Origin of the sequence: Bacillus sp. FSL K6-0994, assembly GCF_038630815.1 — a bacterium.
Lineage (GTDB): Bacteria > Bacillota > Bacilli > Bacillales > Bacillaceae > Bacillus > Bacillus safensis.
This window is the reverse complement of sequence record NZ_CP152043.1, coordinates 2137689-2156988: the sequence shown is the minus strand read 5'-3', so window position 1 is coordinate 2156988 and position 19300 is coordinate 2137689. Positions and strand designations below refer to the sequence as shown.

20 protein-coding genes are annotated in these 19300 nt (G+C 43.1%); 18 read left to right on the top strand and 2 right to left on the bottom strand.

From position 1 onward, the window contains the following. Window positions 1-30: 30 nt before the first annotated feature. From MHB69_RS11040 to MHB69_RS11000, 9 genes are all read left to right on the top strand, one after another. On the top strand, window positions 31-2103 hold the full coding sequence (locus MHB69_RS11040; RefSeq protein WP_024428014.1) for a sigma-54-dependent Fis family transcriptional regulator: 2073 nt from the start codon (window positions 31-33) through the stop codon (window positions 2101-2103). 124 nt (window positions 2104-2227) lie between these two features. After that, a complete protein-coding gene (gene yqiS / locus MHB69_RS11035) occupies window positions 2228-3121 on the top strand; it encodes a phosphate butyryltransferase (RefSeq protein ID WP_024422929.1) in 894 nt (297 codons plus the stop codon). Window positions 3122-3147: 26 nt separating this feature from the next. Next, on the top strand, window positions 3148-4242 hold the full coding sequence (bcd, locus tag MHB69_RS11030) for a branched-chain amino acid dehydrogenase (protein ID WP_003215658.1): 1095 nt from the start codon (window positions 3148-3150) through the stop codon (window positions 4240-4242). 27 nt (window positions 4243-4269) lie between these two features. Further along, entirely contained in the window at window positions 4270-5397 is a 1128-nt protein-coding gene (gene buk, locus MHB69_RS11025; RefSeq protein ID WP_095408968.1) for a butyrate kinase, read from the top strand. Then, window positions 5387-6811, top strand: coding sequence for a dihydrolipoyl dehydrogenase (lpdA, locus tag MHB69_RS11020; RefSeq protein ID WP_025092998.1), 1425 nt, complete (start codon window positions 5387-5389; stop codon window positions 6809-6811). The genes buk and lpdA overlap by 11 nt, the downstream gene beginning before the upstream one ends. Window positions 6812-6828: 17 nt before the next feature. After that, a complete protein-coding gene (locus MHB69_RS11015) occupies window positions 6829-7821 on the top strand; it encodes a thiamine pyrophosphate-dependent dehydrogenase E1 component subunit alpha (RefSeq protein WP_095408967.1) in 993 nt (330 codons plus the stop codon). Window positions 7822-7833: 12 nt separating this feature from the next. Continuing rightward, window positions 7834-8817 carry an alpha-ketoacid dehydrogenase subunit beta gene (locus MHB69_RS11010; protein WP_024422925.1) on the top strand — a complete coding sequence of 328 codons (984 nt, stop codon included), beginning with the start codon at window positions 7834-7836 and terminating at the stop codon, window positions 8815-8817. Between the two features lie 19 nt (window positions 8818-8836). Beyond that, the gene (locus MHB69_RS11005) at window positions 8837-10093 is read left to right on the top strand and encodes a dihydrolipoamide acetyltransferase family protein (protein ID WP_025093000.1); all 1257 of its coding nucleotides are present in this window, start codon (window positions 8837-8839) and stop codon (window positions 10091-10093) included. A gap of 66 nt (window positions 10094-10159) precedes the next feature. After that, window positions 10160-10453 carry a YesK-like family protein gene (locus MHB69_RS11000; RefSeq protein WP_024428019.1) on the top strand — a complete coding sequence of 98 codons (294 nt, stop codon included), beginning with the start codon at window positions 10160-10162 and terminating at the stop codon, window positions 10451-10453. Between the two features lie 14 nt (window positions 10454-10467). Here the strand turns inward: MHB69_RS11000 and MHB69_RS10995 are convergent, their stop codons facing one another. Then, the gene (locus MHB69_RS10995; RefSeq protein WP_342495558.1) at window positions 10468-11361 is read right to left on the bottom strand and encodes a YegS/Rv2252/BmrU family lipid kinase; all 894 of its coding nucleotides are present in this window, start codon (window positions 11359-11361) and stop codon (window positions 10468-10470) included. A gap of 169 nt (window positions 11362-11530) precedes the next feature. Between MHB69_RS10995 and MHB69_RS10990 the strand changes: the two genes are divergently transcribed. From MHB69_RS10990 to MHB69_RS10965, 6 genes are all read left to right on the top strand, one after another. Further along, window positions 11531-11968, top strand: coding sequence for a BrxA/BrxB family bacilliredoxin (locus MHB69_RS10990; RefSeq protein WP_024428021.1), 438 nt, complete (start codon window positions 11531-11533; stop codon window positions 11966-11968). 195 nt (window positions 11969-12163) lie between these two features. Further along, entirely contained in the window at window positions 12164-12928 is a 765-nt protein-coding gene (locus MHB69_RS10985) for a transporter substrate-binding domain-containing protein (RefSeq protein ID WP_024422920.1), read from the top strand. 114 nt (window positions 12929-13042) lie between these two features. Continuing rightward, entirely contained in the window at window positions 13043-13699 is a 657-nt protein-coding gene (locus MHB69_RS10980) for an amino acid ABC transporter permease (protein ID WP_024422919.1), read from the top strand. Then, complete coding sequence (locus tag MHB69_RS10975) at window positions 13692-14414, top strand: amino acid ABC transporter ATP-binding protein (protein ID WP_041106813.1); 723 nt, start codon at window positions 13692-13694, stop codon at window positions 14412-14414. The genes MHB69_RS10980 and MHB69_RS10975 overlap by 8 nt, the downstream gene beginning before the upstream one ends. A 119-nt stretch (window positions 14415-14533) precedes the next feature. Beyond that, on the top strand, window positions 14534-15487 hold the full coding sequence (locus MHB69_RS10970) for an aromatic acid exporter family protein (RefSeq protein WP_024422917.1): 954 nt from the start codon (window positions 14534-14536) through the stop codon (window positions 15485-15487). A 52-nt stretch (window positions 15488-15539) separates the two neighbouring features. Then, the gene (locus MHB69_RS10965) at window positions 15540-16049 is read left to right on the top strand and encodes a L,D-transpeptidase (protein WP_342495557.1); all 510 of its coding nucleotides are present in this window, start codon (window positions 15540-15542) and stop codon (window positions 16047-16049) included. 38 nt (window positions 16050-16087) lie between these two features. On the opposite strand, the gene prli42 is transcribed toward MHB69_RS10965, so the two are convergent. Further along, on the bottom strand, window positions 16088-16180 hold the full coding sequence (gene prli42 / locus MHB69_RS10960; protein ID WP_149126490.1) for a stressosome-associated protein Prli42: 93 nt from the start codon (window positions 16178-16180) through the stop codon (window positions 16088-16090). A 101-nt stretch (window positions 16181-16281) separates the two neighbouring features. On the opposite strand from prli42, the gene mce reads away from it, so the two are divergent. From mce to MHB69_RS10945, 3 genes are read left to right on the top strand one after another with little or no spacing between them, the layout of a single operon-like run. Next, the gene (gene mce / locus MHB69_RS10955) at window positions 16282-16704 is read left to right on the top strand and encodes a methylmalonyl-CoA epimerase (protein ID WP_342495556.1); all 423 of its coding nucleotides are present in this window, start codon (window positions 16282-16284) and stop codon (window positions 16702-16704) included. After that, window positions 16697-18160: an acyl-CoA carboxylase subunit beta gene (locus MHB69_RS10950; RefSeq protein ID WP_342495555.1), complete on the top strand. Its 1464-nt coding sequence runs from the start codon at window positions 16697-16699 to the stop codon at window positions 18158-18160. The genes mce and MHB69_RS10950 overlap by 8 nt, the downstream gene beginning before the upstream one ends. 16 nt (window positions 18161-18176) lie before the next feature. After that, window positions 18177-19298: a tripeptidase T gene (locus tag MHB69_RS10945; protein ID WP_041117918.1), complete on the top strand. Its 1122-nt coding sequence runs from the start codon at window positions 18177-18179 to the stop codon at window positions 19296-19298. The last annotated feature ends 2 nt before the right edge of the window (window positions 19299-19300 follow it).

Sequence of the window (19300 nt, the reverse complement as noted above, 5' to 3'; positions counted from 1 at the left end):
GCAAATTTTTTCATATAAAGGGGTAACGGGATGCAGAGAGTCTTGATTGTCGGTGCAGGACAGGGTGGATCAGCATTGCTTGAAACATTGCTGAAAACAAATATGATTCAAATCATTGCGATCGCCGACCTTGATCTTGAGGCACCGGGGATGGTAGAAGCGAAAAAGAATGGAATTGACACGACAACGGATTGGAAAGAATACATAAAAGATGACATTGATATCATCATTGAAACAACAGGCAGTTCAGCAGTGCTGAAAGAACTGATTGAAAAAAAGCCAGAGCACGCAGTCATTGTTCCAAGTTCAATGGCTTACGTGATATCAGAATTAATGTCAGAAAAACAGCAGCTGATCCAAATATTAAAGGAACAAACCTATAAGCATGACCGCATTTTTAATGCAACGAACGACGGGATGATTTTTATAAACATGAATGAAGAAGTCGTCCTGTTTAATCGATCAGCGGCCAAAATGGTTGGATGTTCGCAAAAAGATGCGATTGGCCGTCATATACGAGAAGTGATCCCAAATACAAAGCTTCCCGACATTTTAAGATCGAGAGAGCCAGAATTTAATCAAAAACAATTTTTGAATCAGCAAATACAAATTGTTACAACGCGTTTGCCAATTATTGATGACGCGGGGAGAATGCTAGGTGCTTTATCCATCTTTAAAGATATTACAGATGCCGTTGAGCTTGCGGAGGAAGTAACCAATCTTAAAGAAGTGCGAACGATGCTGGAGGCGATCATTCAATCGTCGGATGAAGCCATATCAGTTGTTGATGAGCAGGGAAAAGGCATCTTAATCAACCGGGCTTATACGAAAATGACTGGATTAACAGATAAGGAAGTTGTGGGGAAACCAGCAGGTGCAGATATTTCTGAAGGAGAAAGCATGCATTTGAAGGTACTTGAAACAAGGAGACCCGTTCGAGGCGTCAGAATGAAAGTCGGACCGAATAAAAAAGATGTGATTGTCAACGTAGCGCCAGTCATTGTTGATGGCATTTTAAAAGGCAGTGTTGGGGTCATTCATGACGTATCAGAAATTCAATCACTCACAAATGAATTAAATAAAGCAAGGCAGCTCATCCGTACACTTGAAGCAAAGTACACATTTGAAGATATCATTGGAGAGAGTGAGCAAATGCTTGTGGCGCTAGAGCAGGCGAAGCTAGGGGCGAAAACGCCAGCCACCATTTTACTCCGGGGAGAATCAGGTACTGGAAAAGAGCTGTTTGCGCACGCCATTCATAATGAAAGTGACCGGAAATATAATCGCTTTGTACGGGTCAACTGTGCAGCCTTATCTGAGACCCTTTTAGAGTCAGAGCTTTTTGGCTATGAAGAAGGAGCATTTTCTGGTGCAAGGCGAGGCGGGAAAAAAGGGCTGTTTGAAGAGGCGAATCAAGGCAGCATTTTTTTAGATGAAATTGGCGAAATGACGCCAAGTACACAGGCGAAGCTGCTTCGTGTGATGCAGGAGAAAGAAATAGTAAGGGTAGGCGGAACAAAGGCTATACCGGTCGATGTTCGTGTGATCACGGCGACAAATGTCAATATTGAAAAAGCGATGGCGGAAGGAAAGTTCAGAGAAGATTTATATTATCGAATGAACAGATACCCGATCTCCATCCCGCCGCTAAGGCAGCGCCTTGAGGATATTGACTCGTTAAGCAAACGTCTCATCCAAAAGATCAATTTAGACTATGGACGGAACGTGAGCGGGTTAACGGAACAGGCACTTAATAGACTGCGATCATATAAGTGGCCAGGAAACGTAAGAGAGCTTGAAAATGTACTTGGACGAGCCATGATCTTTTTGAACCCGCAAGAAGAATGGATTGATGAAGGGCATATTTCTTTCATGGAGTCAGAAGATCAGGAAGAAAAAGAGCAGCAGGAACTGACTGTCAGTCAATTTGAGGGAGAGACGCTTTCGGATGCTGTTGAGGCATTTGAAGCGCAGCTGATTAAACAAACCCTTGAAAAGCATCAATTCAATCGCACGAAAACAGCGAAAACGTTAGGGATCAGCATTCGGAACCTTTACTATAAAATGGACAAATATCAACTTGCAAAAGATAGCATGCAATAAAATGCATGTAACCTGCAAAAGATTGCACGAATGTCATGCGAATTGCCTCATATTCACTGCATTTCAAACTGGCACGGAACTTGCATATAAAACATGAACCGAGCACAAGGAAAGGTGGGCATATATGAAGCTTGACGATCTGATTATGAAAGCCGCCCAGCTGCAGAACAAAACGGCGGCTGTGGCTCATGCAGAAGACGAAGAAGTGCTTCATGCCATCAAGATGGCAATTAAGCGAAAGGTCGCTCGCTTTCTCCTGGTTGGGAACAAACGCAACCTGAAGGAGCTAGTGAAGCAGCATGAAATCAATGAGGACTGGATAGATATTATTCATTCAGATTCTCCCGAAGAATCTGCCAAAATTGCCGTTCAGGCAGTGAGCGAGAAGCATGCAGATATTTTGATGAAGGGGCATGTCCCGACAGCCGTTCTTTTAAAAGCGGTACTGAATAAAGAATATGGGCTCAGGACGACAAGTGTCCTATCACATGTTGCGGCATTTGAAGTACCGGGCTTTGACCGCTTTATTTATGTCACGGATTCTGCGATGAACATCGCGCCCGATTTAAATATGCTGAAAGAGATTACGATCAACTCTGTTCAAGTAGCACAAGCTGTCGGAAACGACATGCCAAAGGTTGCAGTGCTCTCTGCGGTCGAGGTCGTGAATCCGGCAATGGATTCAACTTTGACTGCGGCAAGTCTTGCGCAAATGAATCGGCGGGGGCAAATTTCTGGATGCCTGATTGATGGGCCTCTTGCTTTAGATAATGCCATTTCTCAAACGGCAGCTTCTCATAAAAATATTACAAGTGATGTAGCCGGCCATGCAGATATTTTGCTTGTGCCAACAATTGAGGCAGGAAACATTCTTTATAAATCTCTCATCTACTTTGCACATGCGAAGGTGGGAGCTGTGGTGGCAGGAGCGAAGGCGCCGATTGCTTTAACAAGCCGGTCTGATTCAGCCGAAAGTAAGCTTTATTCAATTGCGCTTGCCATCTGTACATCAAATTAAGCGGAAGTAATAGGAGGAATAACACGATGGAACTTTTTAAATATATGGAACGATACGATTATGAACAGCTTGTATTTTGTCAGGATGAGCAGTCTGGCTTAAAAGCCATTATTGCGATTCATGATACAACACTTGGGCCGGCACTAGGCGGAACGAGAATGTGGACGTATGAAAACGAAGAAGCAGCCATTGAGGATGCACTGCGTCTAGCTAGAGGAATGACTTATAAAAACGCGGCAGCAGGACTTAATCTTGGCGGCGGAAAAACGGTCATCATCGGTGATCCGAGAAAAGACAAAAATGAAGAAATGTTCCGTGCATTTGGACGTTATATTCAAGGGCTGAATGGCCGCTATATTACAGCAGAAGATGTCGGTACAACGGTAGAAGACATGGATCTCATTCATGAAGAAACCGATTTTGTCACAGGGATCTCTCCTGCATTTGGTTCTTCTGGAAATCCGTCTCCCGTCACAGCTTACGGTGTATACAAAGGGATGAAAGCCGCTGCCAAAGCTGCATTTGGGACCGATTCATTAGAAGGAAAAACAATTGCCGTCCAAGGCGTAGGAAATGTCGCTTACAACTTGTGTAAACATCTGCATGAAGAAGGCGCGCAGCTCATTGTCACAGATATCAACAAAGACTCTGTCAAACGTGCTGTTGAAGACTTTGGGGCAAAAGCAGTCGACCCTGACGATATTTACGATCAAGCATGTGATATTTATGCACCGTGCGCACTTGGTGCAACCATTAACGATGTGACCATTCCTAAGTTAAAAGCAAAGGTGATTGCAGGTGCTGCAAATAACCAGCTAAGAGAAACGCATCACGGAGACCTTATCCATGAGATGGGAATTGTATATGCTCCTGACTATGTGATCAATGCAGGCGGTGTGATTAACGTGGCTGATGAGCTTTATGGCTATAATGCAGATCGTGCGATGAAAAAAGTCGAAGGCATTTATCAAAATATTGAACGTGTGATTGAAATTTCAAACCGTGATGCCATTCCAACTTATAAAGCGGCAGACCGATTGGCTGAAGAGCGAATTGAAAGAATGCGCAAATCAAGAAGTCAATTCTTGCAAAATGGTCAACATATTTTAAGCCGTCGCTAATTTGAAGAATGAGTTGAAACGGAGGTTTTGTTTTTGCTGACAAAAGAATGGCGTATTCTCACGATTAATCCTGGCTCTACTTCAACAAAAATCGGTGTGTTTCATAATGAACGTTCTATTTTTGAAACGACACTTAGACATACAGATGAGGAATTAAAGCAGTTTCCTCATATCATTGATCAATTTTCATTCCGTAAAGAAACCATTTTGAAAACACTGCATGAACAGGGGATGAATATCTCAAAGTTTGATGCAGTCTGTGCGCGCGGCGGTCTCCTTCGTCCGATTGAAGGAGGCACATATGAAGTCAATGAGCAAATGGTGGAAGACCTGAAAGAAGGATATGCCGGCCAGCACGCATCCAATCTCGGTGGAATCATCGCGAGAGAAATTGCACTTGGCCTGAATATCCCGGCTTTTATTGTCGATCCAGTTGTAGTGGATGAACTAAAACCAATTGCTCGTATTTCAGGGCTGCCAACGATCGAAAGAAAAAGCATTTTTCATGCATTAAATCAAAAAGCGGTCGCAAGAAAAACAGCGGCTTCTTTTGGAGAAAGTTACGAAGATTTGAACATGATTATTACTCATATGGGCGGCGGTATCACCATTGGTGTTCATGAAAAAGGAAAAGTCATCGATGTGAATAACGGTCTGCATGGCGAAGGTCCTTTCAGCCCAGAGCGTGCGGGAACCTTGCCGACAGGTGATCTTGTGAATCTTTGTTTTTCGGGGGAGTATACCCAAGAAGAAATGCTCAAACGCATTATTGGTGAAGGCGGGCTTGCGGGCTATCTTGGCACGACAGACGCTGTGAAAGTGGAACGCATGATTGAAGCGGGTGATGAGCGGGCGGCGCTCATTTATGAAGCAATGTGCTATCAGATTGCCAAGGAAATTGGTGCGGCTAGCGCTGTCTTAAAAGGAGCAGTTGACGTCATTGTATTAACAGGCGGACTTGCATACAGCAAACAAATTACGTCAAGTATTCGCGGCTATATTGACTGGATTTCAGATGTTGTCGTGTTTCCAGGTGAAAATGAGCTGCAATCGTTAGCAGAAGGTGCCCTTCGTATTTTAAAAGAAGAAGAATCACCGAAAGAATACCCAAATGATCAACAGGAAAAGAAAGGAGTGACAAGTCATGGCAACTGAATATGACCTCGTCATTCTTGGTGGAGGCACAGGCGGCTATGTAGCGGCCATCCGTGCCTCACAGCTTGGATTGAAAACAGCAGTTGTAGAAAAAGAAAAGCTCGGCGGAACATGTCTTCATAAAGGCTGCATCCCGTCTAAAGCGCTGCTCAGAAGTGCAGAAGTTTATCAAACCGTCAAACGCGCAGCTGATTTTGGTGTTGAGGCAGGAGGCGTTGCCTTGCAATTTGCCAACGTGCAGAAAAGAAAAACAGAGATCGTCGAAAAACTAGCAGGCGGCGTCAAACATTTAATGAAACAAGGAAAAATTGATGTATATGAAGGAATCGGCCGTATTCTTGGCCCATCTATCTTTTCGCCAATGCCAGGAACGATCTCCGTAGAAATGGCAAATGGAGAGGAAAATGAAATGCTCATTCCAAAGCAGGTCATCATCGCGACAGGATCAAGACCGCGTGTGCTGCCAGGGCTTGAAGCAGATGGAACACACATCCTCACTTCAGATGATGCACTTGAACTGCCAGAGCTTCCGCAGTCAATGCTAATTGTGGGGGGCGGAGTGATCGGAATCGAGTGGGCTTCCATGCTCAATGATTTTGGTGTGAACGTCACTGTGCTTGAGTTTGCAGACCGCATTTTGCCAACAGAGGATCATGACATTTCTAAAGAAATGGAAAAGCTATTATCTAAAAAAGGCATCACTTTTGTGACTAATGCGAAGGTACTGCCAGATAGCGTAGAAAAGCAGGAAAATCTCGTGACAATTCAAGCGGAAAAGGATGGAGACATTCAGACCTTTGAAGCGGAAAAACTCCTTCTTTCAGTCGGCAGAGTACCTAATATCGAAGGCATAGGTCTTGAAAACACGGACATCCAAACCGAAAAACAAGGCATTGTCGTAAATGAACATTATCAAACGAAAGAATCACATATTTACGCAATAGGAGATGTCATTGGCGGGCTTCAACTGGCACATGTCGCTTCTCACGAAGGGATGATTGCTGTAGAACATATGGCTGGGAAAGATCCAAAGCCGCTCGATGAAACGCTCGTATCTAAATGTGTTTACTCTCACCCAGAAACCGCTAGTGTTGGACTCACTGAACAGGCGGCAAAAGAGCAGGGCTTTGAAGTCAAAATAGGGAAATTTCCATTTATGGCAATTGGAAAAGCACTTGTGTACGGGGAGTCTGATGGATTCGTCAAAATCATTGCCGATCAAAAGACAGATGATATTTTAGGAATTCATATGATTGGTCCTCATGTAACAGATATGATATCTGAAGCTGGATTAGCCAAAGTACTTGATGCAACCCCGTGGGAAGTGGGGCAGACGATACACCCGCATCCGACCTTATCAGAGGCGATTGGCGAGGCAGCCCTTGCTGTTGACGGGAAGGCGATCCATTTTTAATCAAGGAGGGAAACATGATGAGTAACATGCGTCATCAGGAATTAGGATTATCAGATGAACAAGCAATTGATATATACAGAACAATGCTTCTAGCAAGAAAAATCGATGAACGGATGTGGCTTTTAAACCGTTCCGGGAAAATTCCATTCGTTATTTCTTGTCAAGGGCAGGAAGCGCAGCAAGTCGGCGCTGCATTTGCTCTTAATAGAGAAGAAGATTACGTCTTACCTTACTATCGTGATATGGGGGTTGTCCTTGCTTTTGGGATGACAGCAAAAGATTTAATGATGTCTGGTTTCGCAAAACAAGACGATCCAAACTCAGGCGGAAGACAAATGCCGGGGCATTTTGGGCAAAGAGCAAATCGAATTGTGACCGGATCTTCACCTGTAACAACGCAGGTTCCTCACGCGGTGGGAATTGCCCTTGCTGGACGATTAGAGCAGAAAAACTTTGTCAGCTTTGTCACGTTCGGTGAAGGCTCATCAAACCAAGGTGATTTCCACGAAGGCGCAAACTTTGCTGCTGTTCATAAACTGCCTGTTATTTTCATGTGTGAAAACAATAAGTATGCGATTTCCGTGCCATATGACAAACAAGTAGCCTGTGAACGCATTTCAGATCGTGCGGTTGGATATGGGATGCCTGGTGTCACTGTAGATGGAAATGATCCGCTTGAAGTATATGCCGCTGTCAAAGAAGCAAGAGACCGTGCGGCTAGAGGCGAAGGCCCGACATTGATTGAAACAATCTCTTACCGTTTAACTGCGCATTCAAGTGATGACGATGATTCAAGCTATCGAGAAAAAGAAGAAGTGCTCGAAGCAAGAAAGAAAGATCCGCTCATCCAATATGAAACGTATTTAACCGAAGGAAACGTCATGACTTCTGAAATGAAAGAAGAGATGACAAAAGAAATCATGCAAATCGTAAACGAAGCTACTGATGAAGCGGAAAACGCAGCTTATGCTGAGGCAGAAAGCGCACTTCGTTACGTGTATGCGGAGTAAGGGGGAAGAAAAATGCCTGTTATGTCATATATAGACGCTATTACACTGGCGATGAAAGAAGAAATGGAACGAGATCCGAAAGTGTTTGTGCTCGGAGAGGATGTCGGGAAAAAAGGCGGCGTATTTAAAGCGACAGCGGGTCTTTACGAGCAATTTGGAGAAGCGCGCGTCATGGATACACCTCTTGCAGAATCAGCCATTGCGGGTGTAGGTATTGGGGCAGCGATGTATGGAATGCGCCCAATTGCAGAAATGCAATTTGCGGATTTCATTATGCCTGCAATCAACCAAATCATTTCAGAGGCTGCAAAAATTAGATACCGTTCAAATAATGATTGGAGCTGTCCAATGGTCATCCGCGCACCTTATGGGGGCGGAGTACACGGGGCACTTTATCATTCACAATCGGTCGAAGCTATTTTTGCTAACCAGCCTGGTTTGAAGATTGTGATGCCTTCTACACCTTATGATGTCAAAGGTCTTTTAAAGGCTGCAGTGCGTGATCCAGATCCTGTATTGTTCTTTGAACATAAACGTGCATACCGCCTTATTAAAGGAGAAGTGCCTGAAGAGGATTACACTCTTCCGATTGGAAAAGCAGATGTGAAGCGTGAAGGCGATGATATCACGGTCATTACATATGGCCTTTGTGTCCATTTTGCGCTGCAAGCAGCAGACCGCCTTGCAAAAGACGGCATTTCCGCTCATATTCTCGATTTGAGAACAGTGTACCCGCTTGATCAGGAAGCGATTATAGAAGCGGCTTCTAAAACAGGGAAAGTGCTTCTCTTAACGGAAGATACAAAAGAAGGCAGCATCATGAGTGAGGTTGCAGCGATCATTTCGGAGCATTGCTTATTTGATTTAGACGCACCAATCAAACGTCTTGCTGGACCAGATATTCCAGCAATGCCTTATGCGCCGACAATGGAGAAATTCTTCATGGTCAATCCGGATAAGGTAGAAGCTGAAATGAGAGAGCTGGCGGCGTTTTAAGAAAGAGGAGGGTTTCAAAGTGGCAATTGAACAAATGAAAATGCCTCAGCTAGGTGAAAGTGTAACAGAAGGAACCATTAGCAAATGGCTCGTTTCACCTGGCGATCATGTGAATAAATACGATCCGATTGCGGAAGTCATGACAGATAAAGTGAATGCAGAAGTTCCGTCATCTTTTACAGGAACGATTACAAAGCTATCGGCTGAGGAAGGCGAAACGCTGCAAGTAGGAGAAGTGTTCTGTGAAATTGAGATAGAAGGAAGCGAGCAGCAGAGCGAGAAAGAAGAAGCAGCACCTGAGCAAAGCGAAGCGCCTGAAGCAGATCAAACAAATGAGAATCAAAGTCAAAAGAAACGTTATTCTCCAGCCGTTCTTCGTTTAGCAGATGAGCATAGCATTGATTTAGCCGCTGTTCAAGGTACAGGAGCAGGCGGCCGAATCACTAGAAAAGATTTGCTGCAGCTCATTGAAAACGGCGGCGTTAAAGAGAAGACAGCACCTGTCAATGAACGTGCCGTTCAACCGGAGCCTGCGCAGCCATCTCAAGCAAAAGCGGCACCTGCCGTCCCTTCTATGCCTGGTGATGTTGAGCTGCCAGTCACGCCGATCCGTCAGGCAATTGCGGCCAATATGCTGAGAAGCAAACATGAAATTCCGCATGCATGGACGATGATGGAAGTCGATGTGACAAATCTAGTGACAAGAAGAAATCAGCTGAAGGATCAGTTTAAAGCAAAAGAAGGCTTTAACTTGACGTTCTTTGCATTCTTTGTCAAAGCAGTGGCTCAGGCCTTAAAGGAATTCCCTGAAATGAACAGCATGTGGGCCGGAGATAAAATTGTGCAAAAGAAAGCAATCAATGTTTCGATTGCTGTCGCTACAGATGACGCGCTTTTTGTTCCAGTCATTAAGGATGCGGATGAAAAGACCATTAAGGGCATCGCCAAAGAAATTCATGAGCTGGCGTCTAAGGTGAGACAAGGAACGCTTAAGCAAAGTGATATGGAAGGCGGTACCTTCACTGTCAACAACACGGGATCATTTGGTTCGGTACAATCAATGGGAATCATTAATTATCCGCAAGCGGCGATTTTACAAGTAGAATCGATCGTGAAGCGTCCAATGATAGTAAACGGAATGATTGCGGCAAGAGACATGGTCAATCTTTGTCTTTCATTAGATCACAGAGTACTAGATGGGCTTGTATGCGGCAGATTCCTTCAGCGAATTAAACAAATCCTTGAAGGCATTGACGAGCAGACATCTGTTTATTAAAACAACAATTTTCCCCCTCCCGGCATGAGAGGGGGATTTCCACATCTAGGAGAAAGGAGCGATGATATGTCTGGACTAGATTTTTTTGCTTTTCTAACGATTGGTCTCATGTTTATCACAGCGATTGCCTTCGCTTTTCTGCGGTACATTTCTAAATCACGCAATCATCCTGAACGATTACTGCTTATCATATCGATCGTTTCAATCATTCAAATCGTGTACTGTCTGCTGATTGTCGGCGGATTTAAAGGAGCAGCCAATAGCTTTTTAGGAATATCACTTCTCGCCGGGACGCTTCTCGGATATGCACTTGAATATTTATACAGACGATATATCAAAAAAACGCCCGAATCAAAATGATGTCGGGCATTTTTTTATTCTTCTGGAACAATAAAGGTCAAATGCTGTTTTAACACTTCTAAAGAAGAAGGGGCCGTCATATAAACCTCACCATCTGTATCAGCATCCATTTCCTCTTTTGTGTGGATATGAATACAGGACGCTTGAATGAGAGACAGATCGCCGGTGAAATCCTCCAGCTCTTCCCGGTTCATTGAGAAGATTTCTTTTAAAGCAGAGAAACTCGTATTTCTGCAAATTAAGATTTCTGCTTTTCCATCATCAATGGCTGCATGAGGCAAATCAATTCTATTTGTACCGATAAAATGTCCATTCATGACAAGAACGATGACAGCTTCCTCATCCCAGCTTTCCTCTTCTGTCTCAATACGTACGTGAAAAGGATCTGTTTGCTGCAAGGTGCGCAGCGCACTTGTGAAGTAGCTGATTTTGCCGAGTACGGCTTTTTCCTTGTCGTTAATATTGTTGGACGTGTCTGCGATCAGCCCAATTCCCCAAAAGTTTAACACGTATCGATCTTCTGCTTTGATTAAGTCGACCTTTTTCTCTTTGCCGTCTACAATCATTTGAGCGGCTTTCTGCATTTGTTGAGGAATACCTAGTGTTCTAGAAAAATCGTTGCATGTCCCGCCTGGTAATATCGCTACAGCGGGCCTTTTTTCTAAACCTCCAATACCGTTCATGCATTCATGCACGGTACCGTCTCCGCCTAATATGATGAGCAATTCCACCGTTTCATCAATTTGACGGCAGAAATCATAAGCATCATTTGGCTGCTTTGTTGGTTTCAAAATGAGTTCATCAATATGTAGAGAAAGAAGAGGCACTGTTTGACCGAGTGTTTTTTCCATGTTTTTTTGTCCGGCATTTCCATTATAAATGAGCATCGCTTTTTTGAATTGTGCCATCACGCAGTTCTCCCTTTCATCTCTTTATCATCACTTTTCCCCAATTTGAAAGCTCATAAACGATGTTTGGAAAAAGAGGCGGAGGAAAAGACAACACATTTGCCCGCAGGCGTTTTCCTTGATATGATGGAGTTAAAATGGTTTTGGTACGCAAAAGGAGTGGACGAACATGAATATTGATTTTAATTTATTTATGAATGATATTGTGAAACAAGCGAGAGAAGAAATTAAGCAGGCAGGCTACACTGAGCTCACATCAGCTGAAGAAGTAGACGAAGCACTGACTAAAAAAGGAACGGCACTTGTCATGGTGAATTCAGTATGCGGCTGTGCAGGCGGTATTGCAAGACCAGCTGCCGGCTATTCTGTTCATTACGATAAGCGTCCAGATCAATTGCTGACAGTGTTTGCTGGGCAGGACAAAGAGGCAACAGCAAGAGCGCGTGAATACTTTGAAGGCTTCCCGCCATCTTCACCATCTTTCGCCTTATTAAAAGATGGAAAAATCATCAAAATGGTCGAGCGTCATGAAATTGAAGGGCACGAGCCAATGGAAGTCGTTTCAAAACTACAAGCCGCTTTTGATGAGCATTGCGAAGAAATCTAACATATGACGTTTGAATGAATAAATATAAAGCAGTCCGGTCTTTAGATCGGTCTGCTTTTTGTTTTATAAGACAATAGAATCAAAATAATTTTAGCAAAATACTATTGCATCTTAAAAAGAAAGTGTTTAAAATACATTATAGTGAATAAATATTCAAATCAATACATGATTTTAAATACTGGGAGGCATCATCATATGAAAAAGTGGTTATTATTACTTATGACAGCTGGTCTTGCAGCTGCACTCGCAGCATGCGGAACTTCTTCTAATAATTCAAACGCATCAGGAGATGACAAGACACTCGTGATGGCGACATCAGCAGATTATCCGCCATTTGAATCAAAAGACGGAGATAAAATTGTCGGTTTTGATGTAGATCTTGCAACAGCACTAGCGAAAAAGAACGGCTACAAGCTAGAAATTCAAGATATGGACTTTGCTAGCCTTGTATCAGCTCTTAAAACAAACAAAGCTGATATTGTCCTTGCAGGAATGACACCTACAGAAAAACGTAAAAAGCAAGTTGATTTCTCTGATGTTTATTACAATGCTAAAAACTTGGTTGTATCAAAGAAATCTAGCGGTATTAAGGCAGAGAAAGATTTAAAAGACAAAACAGTCGGCGTTCAATTAGGTTCTATTCAACAGGATGAAGCGAATGGACTGCAAAAGAAATATAACCTAACAGTTGAAGACCGTAATAAAATTTCTGATATCATTCAAGAGATTAAAGCAGGCCGTTTTGATGCAGCAATTATTGAAGATAAAGTAGCTGCTGGTTACTTAAAAAAGGAAAAAGACTTCCAAGCATTTGGATTGAACAGCTCAAACGAAGGTTCAGCCATTGCATTCAAGAAAAACAGCGACTTAACAGCGAAATTTAATAAATCATTAAAAGAAATGAAAGATAATGGCGAACTTGATAAATTAATTAAAAAATGGTTTGCTGATGAAAAGTAAGTCAGGAAAAGGATCAGCGTCATTCCAGAAAATCAAGTAGAAAAGCGCTGAAAAGTTCAACTCATGTTGAACTTTTTTCCTGTTTTGTATGAAGGCAGAAAAAAGGAGAATGTCATGTTTGATTTTAAAGATGTAATACCTCAGATGCCCTTTATTCTAGAAGGACTTAAGGTCACGCTTTCTATAGTAGTGGTATCCCTTTTACTTGGATTTATCTTAGGAATTTTATTAACGCTTTGTAAAATTAGTGTGTTTAAACCGCTCATTTGGCTTGCAGATTTTTATACGTCAATTTTCCGAGGCACACCGCTTGTGCTTCAATTGCTCATTATTTATTTTGGTCTGCCTCAGCTTCTTGGGTTTCAAATCGACCAATACTGGGCTGCTGTAGCGGCATTTTCACTCAACTCGGCGGCATACGTATCTGAAATTATTCGTGCGGGTATTAATGCCATTGATAAAGGTCAAAAAGAAGCAGCCGTTGCTTTAGGCATCCCTTATGCTAAAATGATGAAGGACTTATTGCTTCCGCAGGCGTTTAAAAATATTTCACCTGCACTTGTGAATGAGACGATTACACTGACAAAAGAATCAGCGATTGTAACAGTCATCGGACTGGGTGATGTCATGAGACGAGCCTATCAAGCAGGGGCCGTCACGTATAATTATCTTGAACCGCTTATTTTTGCGGGTCTTATCTATTATGTCATCGTGCTTGTTCTCACCTTTGTCGGCAAATCGGTGGAAAGGAAGTTAAAATCAAATGATTAAAATAGAGAAACTCACAAAATCTTTTGGTAAAAACGAAGTTTTAAAGGGGATCGACACCACCATTAAAGAAGGGGAAGTTGTTGCGGTTATTGGACCATCTGGTTCAGGAAAATCGACGTTCCTCCGCTGCATGAATTTACTTGAAAAGCCGACTTCTGGTGTCATTACGATTAAGGACACCGAAATCACCAATCCAAAAACGAATGCACTAAAAGTGCGTGAGAACATCGGAATGGTGTTTCAGCATTTCCATCTCTTCCCGCATAAAACGGTGCTGGAAAATATCACGTATGCGCCAATGAATGTGAAGAATCAATCGAAGGAAGACAGCATCAAACAAGCTGAAGACCTGCTCAAAAAGGTAGGGCTTTTAGAGAAAAAAGATGATTTCCCGAACCGTCTGTCAGGCGGTCAAAAGCAGCGTGTAGCGATTGCGCGTGCGCTTGCGATGACACCAGACATTATGCTGTTTGACGAACCAACGTCAGCCCTAGATCCAGAAATGGTCAAGGAAGTATTAGAGGTCATGAAAGAACTGGCTCAATCTGGAATGACACTCGTCATCGTCACACATGAAATGGGCTTTGCAAAAGAAGTGGCTGACCGCGTGATCTTTATGGATGATGGGAAAATTGTAGAGGATGCAAACCCTGTACAATTTTTTGAATCACCGTCTTCACAGCGTGCGCAAGACTTCTTACAAAAAATATTATAAAGAAAAAGAGAAGGAGACTTAACATCTCCTTCTTTTTTTGATTATAATGGGGAAAGTAAAAAAAGTTCATCATTTCACAAAAGTGAATGGAAACAAGACAGAAAAGAGTGAATCACATCATGTTTAAAATCGGCTACCGAACGCTGAAAACAGCATTAGGAACAGCGATCGCTATTTATATTGCACAATTGCTTGGCTTGCAAAATTATTCAGCTGCCGGGATTATTACGATCCTGTGTATTCAGGTGACAAAGAAAAGATCCCTGTTAGCATCGGGAGCCCGCTTTGCAGCATGCAGTCTTGCTATTTTATTTTCTTATTTATTTTTCGATCTGATTGGGTATCATCCTTTTGTGATCGGTTTGATGCTGCTTGTCTTTATTCCGACAACGGTTCTGCTTCGAATTAAAGAAGGGATTGTCACAAGTTCAGTCATTATCCTCCATTTATACATGTCTGGCGGGATTACCCTGCATCTCATTTGGAATGAACTGCTGCTGATTACCATTGGTGTAGGGGTAGCGCTGATTATGAACCTCTATATGCCAAGTGTTGATAAAAAGCTCAAACGCTACAGCGAACAAATTGAAGCCAACTTTGCTAAAATCTTTGAGGAAATCGAGCAATACTTAATGACAGGGAAACAAGACTGGACAGGAAAAGAAATACCAGAGACACATCAATTGATCAAAGAAGCGAAAGCTCTTGCATATCGTGATGTTGAAAACCATGTATTAAGACATGAAAACCTGTATTACCATTACTTCAACATGAGACAAAAGCAATTTGAAATCATTGAGCGTGTGCTGCCTAAAATTACGTCGATTTCCGTCACAACGGAGCATGGACAAATCATTGCAGAATACATTAGAGACTTACGCGAACATATTCACCCAGGGAACACAGCGCATAAGTTTTTAAGACGTCTCATTGATATGAAAGAAGAGTTCGATGCACTTCCGCTCCCGCAAACAAGAGAAGAATTTGAGGCAAGAGCGGCACTCTTTCATTTCCTCGGTGAAATGGAACAATATTTAGTGCTGAAAAGCTATTTTAAAGGGATGAAAGAATAGAGACGCATGAGTTCCTCCTTCATTGGTCAATCTAATGAAAAAGGAGGAGCCTATGCGTCTTTTATTTTATACCGTACTGACCATGTCCCTTTCACCAATCTGGCCGCTTGGACAAAACCCGCTGCCAGGTGACCCGTTTGTCATTATTAATAAACAAACGAATGAACTTGCCTTCATTAATCAAGGAGAAATCCAAAAAGTATATTCTGCTTCAACAGGAAAAACAGCGGATTTAACGCCAGAAGGTGAATTCACGATTATGATCAAAGCGAAAGACCCCTATTATAGAAGAAAGAATATTGAAGGGGGTGCAAAAAATAATCCTCTTGGGCGAAGATGGATTGGATTCGATGCACGAGGAACAGATGGCAGAACCTACGGAATTCACGGAACGAGTGACGAAACTTCGATTGGGAAATTTATCACAGCAGGCTGTGTAAGGCTTCATAATCAAGATGTAGAGCGATTGTTTGATCAGCTTCCAATTGGTACAAAGGTATGGATTACAACCTCAAGCGATTCTTTTGAAAAGCTTGCCAAAGACAAACAGGCCATTCGTTGATATCGCGAATCACCTGCTTGTCTGCTTTTATTCAAACCTTATAAAAAGGCTGCTGCTCCTGCTAAAAGTGAAGAAACTAACAGCAGGCTAATCATAAGCAATACCATAAATTTCATGAATTTTTGAGACATATCGCACCCCTATAACCGAAGATTTTTGCGACAAGCGCACTTGTCTTTATTTTATCTGGTTTTTTCATATGCGACAAGTGATCAGCAAAGGAAGTGAACGGATGAACCAAATCGATCATATTGCCATTGCCGTCTTTTCTATTAAAGAAACATCTCAAACGCTTCATCAGCTATTTAACTGGCATTTTTCAGACATACAAGAGATTCCTGAGCAGGAGATTAAAGCGTCCTTCGCTTTACTTGATGATCTGCACATTGAATTAATTGAGCCCATCTCAGCCCGCAGTAAACTACATACCTTTTTAACAAAAAGAGGAGAGGGGCTCCATCATATTGCGTTAAAGTCAGATGACATTCAAATGGATCTTAGCCGTCTCGATCACCTTGGCGTGCAGCTTCTCCAAAAAACAGCACAGATGGGCGCCGGCGGAAAGCAGATTGCCTTTATTTCACCTAAAGAAACGTCAGGTGTGTTATTTGAATTGTGCGGGTCCTTGAAAGGAGAGAAACATTGCGATGAATGAATCGTTCAATGACTTGACTGAATGGCGGAATAAAGCGTTAATGGGCGGCGGCGAAAAACGAGCAGCCGCTCACAGAAGCAAAGGAAAGCTGACGGTTCGAGAGCGGCTGCATGAACTTCTTGACGAGGGCAGCCTGATGGAAATTCAGTCATTTGCAACAGGCGGTCTGTCAGAGCATGTTGGTGACGGTGTCGTCATTGGAACGGGACTCATTCATGGTAAGCCTGTCTGTGTTTATGCACAAGATGCAACCGTATATGGGGGCTCTTTAGGCGAAATGCATGCGAAAAAAATAGCCTCTTTAATGGATCTGGCAGCTAAAAATCAGATGCCGGTCATCGGTCTAAAAGACTCAGGTGGTGCGAGAATTCAAGAGGGTGTGGTATCATTAGAAGGATACGGACAGATTTTTAAACGGAATGTGCTGTACTCTGGTCTAATCCCGCAAATATCTGTTATTTTAGGTTCATGTGCTGGAGGTGCAGTCTATTCTCCTGCATTGACTGATTTTGTCTTCATGACAGAGCAAACAGCTCATATGTTTTTAACTGGTCCGAAAGTAATAGAAAAGGCAACAGGAGAAACGGTCTGTCCTGACCGTCTTGGCGGTGCAAGTGTTCAGCATCAGACAAGCGGAAATGTGCACTATACTGGGGAAGATGAGAAGGACGTGTTAAAAGCGGTTCGAACTCTTTTAACGTACATACCAACGAAACAACAGGCTGTCATGCAGGCTGAAGCACGAAAGCAAGATACCGCTGATCCAGGCAGCATTTTGCCAAAGGATCCATCACGCACCTATGATGTCAAACAAGTGGTGACAGCGATAACCGATCCAGACTCATTCTTTGAAACGCAGCCTTGTTTCTCAAAAAATATTGTCACTGGTTTTGCCAGACTACAAGGAGCTTCCATTGGTGTTGTTGCCAATCAGCCAAAGGTGCTGGCAGGCAGCCTTGATCTTGACGCGGCCGATAAAGCGGCCAGGTTTATTCGATTTTGCGATGCATTTCATATTCCGATCTTAACCCTTGTGGACGTTCCTGGTTTTTTACCAGGGGAGAAAGCCGAGCATGCGGGAATTATCCGCCACGGTGCAAAGCTTTTATATGCGTACGCTGAAGCAACCGTTCCAAAAATCACTGTGATTTTAAGAAAGGCGTTTGGCGGTGCATATGTCGCGATGAATAGCAAGGGCTTAGGCGCTGACTTTGTTTATGCATGGCCAGAGGCCGAAATTGATGTCATGGGGAAAACGTTCGCAGACGAAATCGTTCATCCTGCTTCGCGCGAGACTGAGAACAAACCAAGTGTATGGAAAGCGGCTCAGGCAGGTCTGATAGACGATATTTTCATGCCGGCTGAAACGAGAGAGCGATTGATCCGCTCATTTGATGTGCTTCGCAGTAAGGAAGAAGATAGACCGTTAAAAAAGCATGGCAACATGCCGCTATAAGAGGAGGAGCATCATTATGATCAATGAAAAACGCTTACTAGACGAATTTTTAGAATTAGTTCAGATTGATTCAGAAACAAAACACGAAGAGAAAATTGTTGAAGTCCTAAAAGAAAAATTCTCGCAGCTTGGTCTAAAAGTGGTTGAAGACGATTCAAAAGCGGTAACAGGCCACGGCGCAGGCAACCTTGTCTGCACATTAGAAGGAAATCAAGAGGCAGATACGATTTATTTCACTTCTCATATGGATACAGTTGTACCGGGGAATGGCGTAAAACCAGTCATTGAGGACGGCTATGTGAAAACAGATGGAACAACCATTCTTGGCGCTGACGATAAAACAGGACTTGCTGCTATGTTTGAGGCGATCCGCGTGCTGAAAGAGAAAAATTTACCGCATGGAACAATTGAATTTGTGATCACAGCAGGTGAAGAATCAGGACTTGTTGGAGCAAAAGCGTTAGATCCGAATTTGATGACAGCGAAATACGGCTATGCCCTTGATTCAGATGGCAAGGTTGGTACGATTATCGTAGCTGCACCAACACAGGCAAAAGTACGCGCAACGATTTACGGAAAAACTGCTCACGCAGGTGTCGCGCCGGAAAAAGGTGTGTCTGCGATTACCATTGCATCAAAAGCAATTGCCAGCATGCCGCTTGGCCGTATTGATGAAGAAACAACGGCGAATATCGGCCGTTTTGAAGGCGGAACACAAACGAATATTGTGTGCGATCAAGTCGATATTTTGGCGGAAGCACGCTCTTTAGAACCAGCAAAAATGGAAGCTCAAGTAGCGAAGATGAAAGAAGCCTTTGAAAAAACCGCTAAAGAAATGGGCGGAAGTGCCGATGTACAAATTGACATCATGTATCCAGGCTTCAAATTCTCACACGGCGATCAAGTCGTAGAAGTGGCGAAAAAAGCGGCAGCAAAAATTGGCCGTCCTTCAGAACTGCAGACGAGCGGCGGAGGCAGTGATGCAAACGTCATTGCAGGCAACGGCGTCCCAACTGTCAACCTAGCTGTTGGATATGAAGATATTCATACGAAAAATGAGAAAATGCCGATTGAAGAATTAGTCAAAACAGCTGAAATGGTTCTCGCCATTATCGAAGAAACGACAAATCCATCGTAAAG

Coding starts and splice junctions, on each gene's coding strand:
- MHB69_RS11040 (WP_024428014.1), top strand. CDS start 31: ATGCAGAGAGTCTTGATTGTCGGTGCAGGACAGGGTGGATCAGCATTG.
- yqiS (WP_024422929.1), top strand. CDS start 2,228: ATGAAGCTTGACGATCTGATTATGAAAGCCGCCCAGCTGCAGAACAAA.
- bcd (WP_003215658.1), top strand. CDS start 3,148: ATGGAACTTTTTAAATATATGGAACGATACGATTATGAACAGCTTGTA.
- lpdA (WP_025092998.1), top strand. CDS start 5,387: ATGGCAACTGAATATGACCTCGTCATTCTTGGTGGAGGCACAGGCGGC.
- MHB69_RS11015 (WP_095408967.1), top strand. CDS start 6,829: ATGAGTAACATGCGTCATCAGGAATTAGGATTATCAGATGAACAAGCA.
- MHB69_RS11010 (WP_024422925.1), top strand. CDS start 7,834: ATGCCTGTTATGTCATATATAGACGCTATTACACTGGCGATGAAAGAA.
- MHB69_RS11000 (WP_024428019.1), top strand. CDS start 10,160: ATGTCTGGACTAGATTTTTTTGCTTTTCTAACGATTGGTCTCATGTTT.
- MHB69_RS10995 (WP_342495558.1), bottom strand. CDS start 11,361: ATGGCACAATTCAAAAAAGCGATGCTCATTTATAATGGAAATGCCGGA.
- MHB69_RS10990 (WP_024428021.1), top strand. CDS start 11,531: ATGAATATTGATTTTAATTTATTTATGAATGATATTGTGAAACAAGCG.
- MHB69_RS10985 (WP_024422920.1), top strand. CDS start 12,164: ATGAAAAAGTGGTTATTATTACTTATGACAGCTGGTCTTGCAGCTGCA.
- MHB69_RS10980 (WP_024422919.1), top strand. CDS start 13,043: ATGTTTGATTTTAAAGATGTAATACCTCAGATGCCCTTTATTCTAGAA.
- MHB69_RS10975 (WP_041106813.1), top strand. CDS start 13,692: ATGATTAAAATAGAGAAACTCACAAAATCTTTTGGTAAAAACGAAGTT.
- MHB69_RS10970 (WP_024422917.1), top strand. CDS start 14,534: ATGTTTAAAATCGGCTACCGAACGCTGAAAACAGCATTAGGAACAGCG.
- MHB69_RS10965 (WP_342495557.1), top strand. CDS start 15,540: ATGCGTCTTTTATTTTATACCGTACTGACCATGTCCCTTTCACCAATC.
- prli42 (WP_149126490.1), bottom strand. CDS start 16,180: ATGTCTCAAAAATTCATGAAATTTATGGTATTGCTTATGATTAGCCTG.
- mce (WP_342495556.1), top strand. CDS start 16,282: ATGAACCAAATCGATCATATTGCCATTGCCGTCTTTTCTATTAAAGAA.
- MHB69_RS10950 (WP_342495555.1), top strand. CDS start 16,697: ATGAATGAATCGTTCAATGACTTGACTGAATGGCGGAATAAAGCGTTA.
- MHB69_RS10945 (WP_041117918.1), top strand. CDS start 18,177: ATGATCAATGAAAAACGCTTACTAGACGAATTTTTAGAATTAGTTCAG.